This is a genomic window from Reyranella sp. (genome assembly GCF_050185545.1).
In the GTDB taxonomy this organism is placed as follows: domain Bacteria; phylum Pseudomonadota; class Alphaproteobacteria; order Reyranellales; family Reyranellaceae; genus Reyranella.
Genome location: NZ_JBFWZI010000076.1, coordinates 21,615 through 30,843 on the forward strand (window position 1 = coordinate 21,615; position 9,229 = coordinate 30,843).

Annotated in this window: 8 protein-coding genes and 1 pseudogene; 6 read left to right on the plus strand and 3 right to left on the minus strand. The window is 66.9% G+C overall.

Features of this window, described 5'->3' with window-relative positions:
- Positions 1-17: 17 nt before the first annotated feature.
- The 5 genes from AB7O82_RS20180 (at position 18) to AB7O82_RS20200 (ending at position 5,233) form a co-directional block, all read left to right on the plus strand.
- Positions 18-497: a GNAT family N-acetyltransferase gene (locus AB7O82_RS20180; RefSeq protein ID WP_428549581.1), complete on the plus strand. Its 480-nt coding sequence runs from the start codon at positions 18-20 to the stop codon at positions 495-497.
- Between the two features lie 378 nt (positions 498-875).
- A complete protein-coding gene (locus AB7O82_RS20185) occupies positions 876-1,541 on the plus strand; it encodes a response regulator transcription factor (RefSeq protein WP_428549583.1) in 666 nt (221 codons plus the stop codon).
- Positions 1,542-1,593: 52 nt separating this feature from the next.
- Entirely contained in the window at positions 1,594-1,869 is a 276-nt protein-coding gene (locus AB7O82_RS20190; RefSeq protein ID WP_428549585.1) for a circadian clock KaiB family protein, read from the plus strand.
- Positions 1,866-3,350: a circadian clock protein KaiC gene (gene kaiC, locus AB7O82_RS20195; RefSeq protein WP_428549587.1), complete on the plus strand. Its 1,485-nt coding sequence runs from the start codon at positions 1,866-1,868 to the stop codon at positions 3,348-3,350. Before AB7O82_RS20190 ends, kaiC begins: the two co-directional genes overlap by 4 nt.
- A complete protein-coding gene (locus tag AB7O82_RS20200) occupies positions 3,350-5,233 on the plus strand; it encodes a response regulator (RefSeq protein ID WP_428549589.1) in 1,884 nt (627 codons plus the stop codon). Before kaiC ends, AB7O82_RS20200 begins: the two co-directional genes overlap by 1 nt.
- A 69-nt stretch (positions 5,234-5,302) precedes the next feature.
- Here the strand turns inward: AB7O82_RS20200 and AB7O82_RS20205 are convergent.
- Both AB7O82_RS20205 and AB7O82_RS20210 read right to left on the minus strand, forming a co-directional pair.
- Positions 5,303-5,506, minus strand: a pseudogene (locus AB7O82_RS20205) (L-2-amino-thiazoline-4-carboxylic acid hydrolase); the annotation flags it as partial.
- Between the two features lies 1 nt (position 5,507).
- Entirely contained in the window at positions 5,508-5,774 is a 267-nt protein-coding gene (locus AB7O82_RS20210; RefSeq protein ID WP_428549599.1) for a hypothetical protein, read from the minus strand.
- A gap of 149 nt (positions 5,775-5,923) precedes the next feature.
- Between AB7O82_RS20210 and AB7O82_RS20215 the strand changes: the two genes are divergently transcribed.
- The gene (locus tag AB7O82_RS20215; RefSeq protein WP_428549591.1) at positions 5,924-6,514 is read left to right on the plus strand and encodes a LysR family transcriptional regulator; all 591 of its coding nucleotides are present in this window, start codon (positions 5,924-5,926) and stop codon (positions 6,512-6,514) included.
- A 9-nt stretch (positions 6,515-6,523) separates the two neighbouring features.
- Here AB7O82_RS20215 and AB7O82_RS20220 read toward each other — a convergent pair.
- On the minus strand, positions 6,524-9,229 hold a 2,706-nt coding region (locus AB7O82_RS20220; protein ID WP_428620002.1), incomplete at its 5' end, for a beta strand repeat-containing protein.

Consider the following 9,229-nt stretch of genomic DNA (forward strand, 5'->3'; position numbering starts at 1 on the left):
TACGCGGATTTCGACCCATGAGCGACCATCTTGTCCTGCGCGCTGCCACCGCCGCGGATGCCGCGGCGCTCGCCGCAACCATCGCCGCCGCGTTCAAGCAGTATCGCGGCAAGCTCAAGCCCGAATCAGGCGCCTTCCGCGAGACCACCGAGGCGATCGCCGCAGAGCTGGCGCGCGACAGCGGCGCCATCGTCGCGGAGCGAAACGGCGCGATGGTGGGCTGCGTCATGCTGAAGCTGATGGAGGGTGACCTCTATTTCGGCCGGCTGGCGGTGCTCCCGTCCGAGCGCGGTCACGGCATCGCCCGCCGCCTGGTCGAGGCCGTCGAGGACGAGGCGCGCCGCCGCGAGCTCGACGGCGTGCGGCTGGGCGTGCGCATCGTGCTCACCGAGAACCAGCGCTTCTTCACCTCTCTCGGTTACGCCGAGTATTCGCGCGAGGCGCATCCCGGCTTCGACTACCCGACCTCGATCAACATGCGGAAGGCGCTGCGCTAGACGCAGCGACCGGTCCAATGAGCCTGCCTAGCGTGTCGCGGGCTGAACGGTCCTGTCGACATACGTCCCGTCGGGATAGACGGTGCGCTGCACGGTCGGAGCGGGCTGAGGCTCTGGAACCGGCACCGTCCTCGTCGTTGTGCTGGAAAAGGACATGCAACCGGAAACGGCGACCAGCACAACAAGCCCAAGAGAAAAGCTCTTCGTCATTCGGGCTCTCTTCCTTGCAACAAAGCCAAGCATGCACTCACGATATCGCCCGCGGGACCGGGCAGAAAGTGAGCAAGAATTACTAATCGCTAGTAAATCGGAACCAGCCCGATGCCCTGACGTTGAAACCGCGGACAGTGCAACGACAGATGCTGACCGGGCGGTTGAATGGATCAGATTCTCGAGCATGGCACGCGCGATCGCGGGCAGCTGGAGGTGCTTGCCGAGGCGTTGGACGGCGGCATCGTGCTGGTCGACTCCAGGGGAGCCGTGGTGTGGATGGACAGCACGATGCGTCGGCGAATCAACGGCGAGCTGCGGAGCTTCGCCCTGCCGTTGGTCGCCTCAGGTTCCCGAGCCCTGGATTGCCTCGCAGCCCCTGTCGAAGTCACGGTCAACGGCAAGCGCGTGAACCTCTGCGTGCTGCAGGAAGCAGACAGCTCGAAGCGCGGCGATGGCCAGGACGTGATCGCGGCCGTGGAAGGCATCATGGCCGAAAGCGCCTCGTGGTTCACGGCCGTCCTCGACAGGCTCAAGACCATCCGGCTGCCTGGCGTTTCCATGAATGGCGCCGATGCGCGGCTGCTGACCGACCGCGAGCGCGAGGTGCTGGGCCTTCTTTGCGAGGGCAAGAGCGGTGCGCATATCGGCGGGATTCTCGGCCTGTCCGAGAACACCGTGCGCAACCACATTGCATCGCTCTATCGCAAGATCGGCGTCAATCGCCGCTCGGGGGCGATCATCTGGGCGCGCGAGCGCGGCATCACTGGCCGGGACAGCCTGGAGATCGGGCGTCTGCGTCACAGTCGTGAGGACACCACTACTACGAAGTGACTAGTATTTTTGTCTCTCTTGTCGCGGACCGCCGAAGGCGGTTCGATGAGCAATGCTTCGCCTCTACATCGCCGGCAACTCTGCCAGCTCGCGACGAGCCGAGCAGAATCTCGCGCGACTGCAAAAGTACATGAAGGCGGGCGAATGGAAGATCGAGGTCATCGACGTTCTGCTGGTGCCCGAGCTCGCGGAGAAGGCGGGCATTCTTGCCACACCCACGCTCTCCTTCGATCGCTCCGATCGACCGCGGCGGATCGTCGGCGATCTCGGCGACATCAGACGGGTCCTCGATTTCCTCGGCATCGAGCCCAACGGTGACATCCCATGACACTTCAGGACATCGAGACGCCGGAGGCGCTCGAACGGGTGCAGACGGGCGTGAAGGCTTTCGACGAACTGGTGATGGGTGGCCTGCCGCGCGGGCGTACCACCATCGTCGGTGGCACGCCTGGCAGCGGCAAGACCGTGTTTGCGACCCAGTTTCTCGCCCACGGGATCACCCTCTATGGCGAGCGCGGCGTGCTCGTGACCTTCGAGGAGCCGCCGCGCGACATCGCGGCCAACATGCAGGGCTTTGGCTGGGACCTGATGGGCTGGCGACGCGAGGGCAAGCTCGCCTTCGTCGATGCGAGCCCCGCCACCAACGATGAGGTCGTGATCGGCGACTTCGACCTGAACGGCCTGCTGTCGCGCATCCTGCATTCGGCGAAGACGGTCAACGCTCGCCGTGTCGTGCTCGACTCGCTCACGCAGCTCTTCGACCATTTCATCGGCGAGCCGAAGATCCTGCGTCGCGAGCTGTATGGCATCAGCAAGGCCTTGAAGCAGGCAGGCCTGACAGTCCTGATGACGGCCGAGCGCAACAGCGAATATGGCGAGATCACTCGCCATCGCCTCGAGGAGTTCGTAGCCGACAACGTCGTGATCCTGCGCAACGTGCTCAACCGCGAGAAGCGCCGGCGGACCATCGAGGTCCTGAAAATGCGCGGCAGCCATCACGCCGAGGGAGAGGCGCCGTTCACCCTGCTGGCCAATCAGGGTGTGATCGCAATCCCTCTTTCCTCGCTCCGGCTCGAGCAGCAGTCGAGCATGGTGCGGGTGACCAGCGGCAACCGCGAGATCGACGAGATGTGTGGCGGCGGCTTCTTCCGCGACAGCGTCACGCTGGTGAGCGGCGCGACCGGCACCGGCAAGACGCTGCTCGTCACCAACTTCCTGGCGGGTGGCGTGGCCGCCGGCGAGAAGGCGATCCTGTTCGGCTACGAGGAGAGCCGCGGCCAGCTCTTCCGCAACGCCAGCGGCTGGGGAGTCGACTTCGCGCGCCTGGAGGAGGAAGGCAGGCTGCGCGTGATCTGCCTCTATCCCGAGGCCCAGGGTCTGCCCGACCATCTGCTGACCATCCAGGCACTGGTCGACGAGTTCCAGCCCAACCGCATTGCCGTCGACAGCCTCTCGGCGCTGGAGCGCATCGCGCCCGACACCGGCTTCCGCGAGTTTCTGATCAGCCTTACGTCCTTCATCAAGAAGCGAGAGATCGCCGGCCTCTGCACTGCGACCAGCAAGTCGCTGGTGGGCGGACAGAGCGCCAGCGAGCAGCACATCTCGACACTCACCGATTCGATCATCCTGCTGCGCTACATCCAGGAGGCAGGCACCATGCATCGCGGCCTGATGGTGCTGAAGATGCGTGGCAGCGAGCACGCCAAGGATATCCGCCGATTCGCCATCGACGGCAACGGCATGCATCTCGGCGAGCCTTTCCCGCAGGCGCCCGACGTCTTCGCCGCCGGTGACAGCGAGGACTTCTGATGCTGGCATTCGGCGGAACCCTCGATCAGACCGAGCTGCGCTTCCTGGTCGAGAAGAATGCCGACGGCATCATCGTGGTCGACAGCGACGGCGTCGTGCTCTTCGCCAACCCCGCGGCGGTCGAGATCTTCGGCCGCCCGCCGCAGGCGCTGGTGGGCTCGCCCATTGGCATCCCGTTCACGACCGGCGACACGACCGACATCGCCATCCGCCGCTCCGATGGCCGGCTGGCCGAGGCCGAGATCCGCGTGGTCGATACGGTCTGGAATCACCAGCCGGCACGGCTCGCCAGCGTGCGCGACATCTCCGTGCGCAGGGCGATGGAGGAGCGGCTGCGTCACAGTGCCAAGATGGAGGCGATTGGCCGGCTTACGGCCGGCATTGCGCACGACTTCAACAATGTGCTGACCGTGGTGCTGGGCAACCTCGAAAGCGCCCGCCGCCAGGTCGCACCTGGCCAGGCGGCCCTGGTCGACAGGCTGGACAACGCCACCCGCGGCGCGCAGCGCGCAGCGGGCCTCACGGGGCGGCTGCTCGCCTTTGCGCGCCGGCAGCCGCTCGAACCGCAACCGTTCGACGTCAATGAGCTGGTATCCGGCATGTCGGACCTGCTGCGGCGTACCCTCGACGAACGGGTGCGCGTGGCCGCCACGCTGGGCGCCGGGCTGTGGGCAGTCGAGGCCGATCCCGCGGAGCTCGAGGCCGCGCTCCTGAATCTGGCGGTCAATGCACGCGACGCCATGCCGGAAGGCGGCGACCTCAGGATCGTGACGTCGAATGCCGGGCCCTATGACGCAACGCAAGCAGCGGCGCTGAATCTCCAGCCGGGCGCGTATGTCGCGATCGCGGTCGAGGATTCCGGTATCGGCATGAGCGCCGACGTGCTGAGGCAGGCACTCGAACCTTTCTTCACGACCAAGGGCGGACAGGGCACCGGGCTCGGTCTCAGCCAGGTTTACGGATTTGCGACGCAGAGCGGTGGCACGATCACCCTGCGAAGCCAGCCAGGCCGCGGCACCGTTGCCCGCATCTATCTGCCCAAGGCCGACAGGCCGCCCATCGGGCGCGAGCGCGCACCGTCTGTCGTGAATCTCGAGACGCCGCGCGCCCGGCAAGGCGAGACGATCCTTGTTGTCGAGGACGACGAGGATGTGCGACGTCACACCGTCGGCATTCTGTTCGAGCTGGGCTACACCGTGCTCGAGGCGGGAGATGCGCTTCAGGCGCTACGGATTATCGACCGGGAGTCGGCCCCAGGCCTGCTGCTGACGGATCTCGGTCTGCCGGGGGCCATTGACGGCCGCGCGCTGGCGGAGCGGGCGCGTTCGCTGCATCCGTCGCTCGGCGTGCTGATCATGACGGCCTATGCCGCGACATCGCTCGTGGAGGACGGCCGGCTCGTTGCAGGTGTAGACTTTCTCGGCAAGCCTTTCACGCGCGAGGCACTGGCGACGCGCGTGCGCGAACTGCTGGACCGCCGCGAGGGGTCCGCCGAACCCGGGCGCGTTCTCCTGGTCGAGGACGAGGCGCTGGTGCGCATGTACGCGGCCCAGGTACTCGGCGATCTGGGCTACATCGTCGACGAAGCGGCAACGTTCGCGGAAGCTCTTGCCAGCTTTGGCCGGCTGCAGGAGACCTATACTGCCGCGGTCATCGATGTTGGTTTGCCCGACCGGCCTGGTGATGATCTCGTTTCCGAAATCCGGGCTCGCCGGCCGGACATGCCGATTCTGCTGACGACGGGATACGCCGACGGCCTTGGGCACCGGCCATGGTCGACGGATCCATTCCTGCAGATCGTCGGCAAGCCCTTCCAATCCCATCATCTGCAGGCGGCACTTGACCGCCTGGGTGTCCGTTCGCCAACCAGCCCGGCGAACTGACTCTCCGGGGCCTGTGGTCGCTATCATGACGAAAATCTGTTGCAGCCAGATAGTCGTCGAACAGGTCGGTCACGTCTTCCTCCTGATGCGGAAGTCGCAGCAGCTCTGGCCCGCCATTATCGTCTGGCGGCGCGTGAGCTCGAACTCGTCGTTGAATCCGCTGACCATGGCATGATCCCGGGCGCAGTGAACCTGGGCGCCGAGGTCGGCAAGGCCGAGCTCCTGGTAGAACTCGGCGTACCGGCATCGGGTCACGTTGAAGTCGAGCCGATCGTCAGTCTGGTCTCTCGACCTCCAGACCGCCTCCTCCGGCCCTGCCCCACACCGTTTCCACGATGGCGCGCAGGCCCGCCGTGTCGCTGCCGAAGCGCGCTGCCCAGGCCGCCCCTTCCCCTGATGCCAGCCCGCGGATCGTGGCGGCAACGACCTCGCGTGTCGGGCCATCCCCGAACCTCTCGCGGCAGGCGGCAACGAAGGGAATGAGCACGCGCGCCTCGATCTTGCGCTTCGCGAGATGGTCGATCGCGATGTCGTCGGGCATGCCGATCTCCTGTGGCCGTTGAACGGGCGGGACCATCGCGCAAGGGGTGGCGCCGGACAAATCAGCTAAACTGCGCCTCGCGAGGCATAGAAATCCTGATGCTCATGCGAGCGCGCCCGAACCTATGGTGAGGCCTGGAGGGCACCACATTGACCTATCGACTTCCGCCCTTGAACGGCTTGCGCGCCTTCGAAGCCGCCGCCCGTCACAAGAGCTTCCGGCGGGCGGCCGATGAGCTTTGCGTGACGCCGGGCGCCGTGAGCCAGCACGTCAAGGCATTGGAGAATGCCCTCGGCGTGGCGTTGTTTCATCGCTCGGCCCGCGCCATTGCGCTCACGCCGGAAGGGCGGCGCTACGTGCCGTCGATCCGCGCCGCCTTCGAGACGATCGCCCAGGCTACCGAGGAAACGGCGCCCGGCCTGCGCGGCCGCAAGCTCAGGCTGGGAATCGCCCCGCCGCTCGACAAGACGGCGTGGCCGGCCTTGCGCCGGATGCTGTCGGAAGCAGCCGTGCCCGAGATCGTCGGCATGCGGGTCAAGGACGATCCGGGTCAGCTCGAGGAAGACGGCGCGCTCGACGCCCTGCTCCGCGACTCGGACGAGGACTGCGCCGGCCTGCACATCGATCGCCTCGACGTCAGGGATGGCGAGGCCGGAAGAATTCCAGTGGTCCTTGTGACGCGGCCCGGCATAGCCGGTTGCCGCCAGCACAACAATCTCGTCAGGCTGCTGATGGCATGAGCCGCGCGCTCACGCGTGGTTGGCGATCAATATCTCGGCGTTCTTCACGCCGATCAGCACGCTCGGCGCGTCGCTGGCCACCGGGCGCAGCAGGTCGGTCGCCGCGGCGACATCGCTGGCGCCGGCCCAAACCGTGCCGTGCTCCTGCTGCTCGCGCACGTACTCCAGACCCACCGCCACCTTGCCCATCAGGGTGGTGATGTCCTTGCCGGCCGCCGAGTCCTGCGCCCCGCTCATGATGTTGACCAGCACCGAGCCGACGAACTGGCCGGCCTGCAGCGTCGCCTTGATCTCGCCCGTCCAGTAGGCCAGCCCGGCGGCGTCCGACGAGCGGTTGAACAGGTTGTTGTAGACCGAGTCCAGGAAGGCGCTGATCTGGCCGTCGCTCGCCCCGAACGGGTTTACCAGGAACGGATAGAGCGTCTTGGCCTCCTCACTGATGCCGAACGAGCTCGCGATGTTGGCGAACAGCGCCGCCGCCCCCTGCGTCTGCAGGTTCTGGATGAACTGGCCGACCCAGAAGACGAAGCCGGCGGCATCGGCGGCGCGACCGAAGAAGGCCGTGTAGGTGGCCGCGATCTGCTCCTCGGGCGTGAGCCCCAGCAGGTCGAGGGTCGTCGACGCCCCGGTATTGACCGGCACGACGTAGATCGTCGCCTTGCCGTCGACGCCATTGCCACCGGGGACGGCGTGGTAGGTGAACGAGTCGATGCCGGTGAAGCCCGCCGTGGGCATGTAACCGAAGCCGCCGGCGCCGGCGAGCTGCACCGTGCCATGGCTGGCCCCGGCGAGCGGCGACGCGCCCGACGCGTTCTGGTCGTTCAGCAGCACGCCGGCCGGCGCGGCGATCGTCAGCGACTGGCCTTCGAGGACGATATAGGCGTCGTCGTGCGCCGTCACGGTGACGGCGACGCTGTCGTCGTTCTGGATGGTGCCGCCCGCCGATGCCTTGCCGATGCCGAGGCCGGGCGACGGGTTGGACAGGGTGACGACGAATCCCTCATCGAGTTCCACTGTCGTGTCCCCGGCGACACCGACCGTCAGTACCTTGCTGGTCTCGCCGGGCGCGAAGCTCAGCTTGCCGGAGGGCAGCGCGCCGCCGACGAAGTCGGCGGCCGCGGCGGCGCTGGCGACCGCCCCAGTCACCGCCCAGGCGACGCTGCGCGCCGTCGACGTGTCGCCCGTCGCCGTCACCGTGAAGGTGAAGGGCGTGGGGCCGCCGTTGCCCTCCGCCTTGGCCGCCGATAGGGCCACGATCGATACCGTGGCGTCGTCGTCGAGAATCGTGCCGGAAGCCGACGCGGTGCCGAGCACGAAGCCGGCCGACGGGCTCGACAGGGAGACGGTGAATTCTTCGTCGGGTTCGACAGTCGTGTCACCCACGACCTCGACCGTGATCGTCGTGTTGATCTCGCCCGGCGCAAAGGTGAGCGTGCCGCCGTTCAGCGCGCTCGCGGCGAAGTCCGCCGGGCTGGCGGGATTGGCGCCGCTGCCGGCCAGCGACCAGACCACCGTCTGGCTGGTAACCCCGGCCTGGTCCAGGGTCATCGTGAAGGTGAAGGCGGTCGTGCCGCCGTTGCCTTCCGCCTTCACCGACGACAGCGCGGCGATCGAAACGACCGACAGATCGTCGTTCACGATCGTGCCGGCGCTCGTCGCCGTGCCGAGGTCGAGGCCCGACGACGGACTCGACAGCGTCAGCGCGAGCCCTTCGTCGAACTCCACGGCCTGATCGGCCACGACGGTCACGGTCACGGTCTTGGTGGTCTCGCCCGGTGCGAAGGTGAGCACGCCGGAGGGCAGGACGCCGCCCGCGACGTCGGCGGCATCGGCCGGATGCGTGCCCGAGCCGGTCACCGCCCACGCCACGGTCTCGCTGGTGACGCCGGCGCGGTCGAGGTTCACCGTCCACTCGAGGGCGGTCGTTCCGCCCGCGCCTTCCGCCTTCGACCCGGGCCCCGCCGTGACAGACACCACCGACTTGTCGTCGTTCAGGATGGTGCCGGTCGCCGACGCCGTACCCGGCTGCAGCCCGGTCGTCAGGTTCGACAGGGTGACGCTGAAATCCTCGTTGAACTCGCCCGCCGTGTCGCCCGACACCTGGATGGTTACGGTGGTACTGGTCTCGCCGATGGCGAAGCTCACCGTGCCTGTCGGAAGAGCGCCGCCGAAATCGGCAGCATCGGCAGGACTGCCACCGGCGCCTGTCACCGACCAGTCGGCCGTCTGGGCCGCAAAGGACGGCTGATCGAGGCTGACCGTGAAGGTGAAGGCGGTCGTGCCGCTGTTGCCTTCCGCCTTGCTCGCCGCGAGGGGCGTTATCGAGATCCCGGCGCGATCATCGTTCTGGATGATGCCGAGCGCACTGATCATGCCGCTCAGCGCCAGGCCGGGCGACGAATTGGAAAGGTTGACCGTAAAGAATTCGTCCGTCTCGACCGTGGTATCGCCGGATACCGCCACGGTGATCGTCTGGCTGGTCTCGCCGGCGATGAAAGTGACTGTCCCGGTCGGCAGGGTTCCCCCGACGAAGTCGGCGCCATCCGGCACCAGAACACCCGTGTCTCCCACCGCCCAGTCGACCGTATGTGTCGAGAGGCCAGCCTGGCTCAGGGTGACGGTGAAGGTGAACGGGGTCGTGCCGCTGTCCTCTTCCGCCTTGGCGGCGGAGAGGGCGGCGATCGACACGCTGGGGAAATCATCGTTGAAGATCGT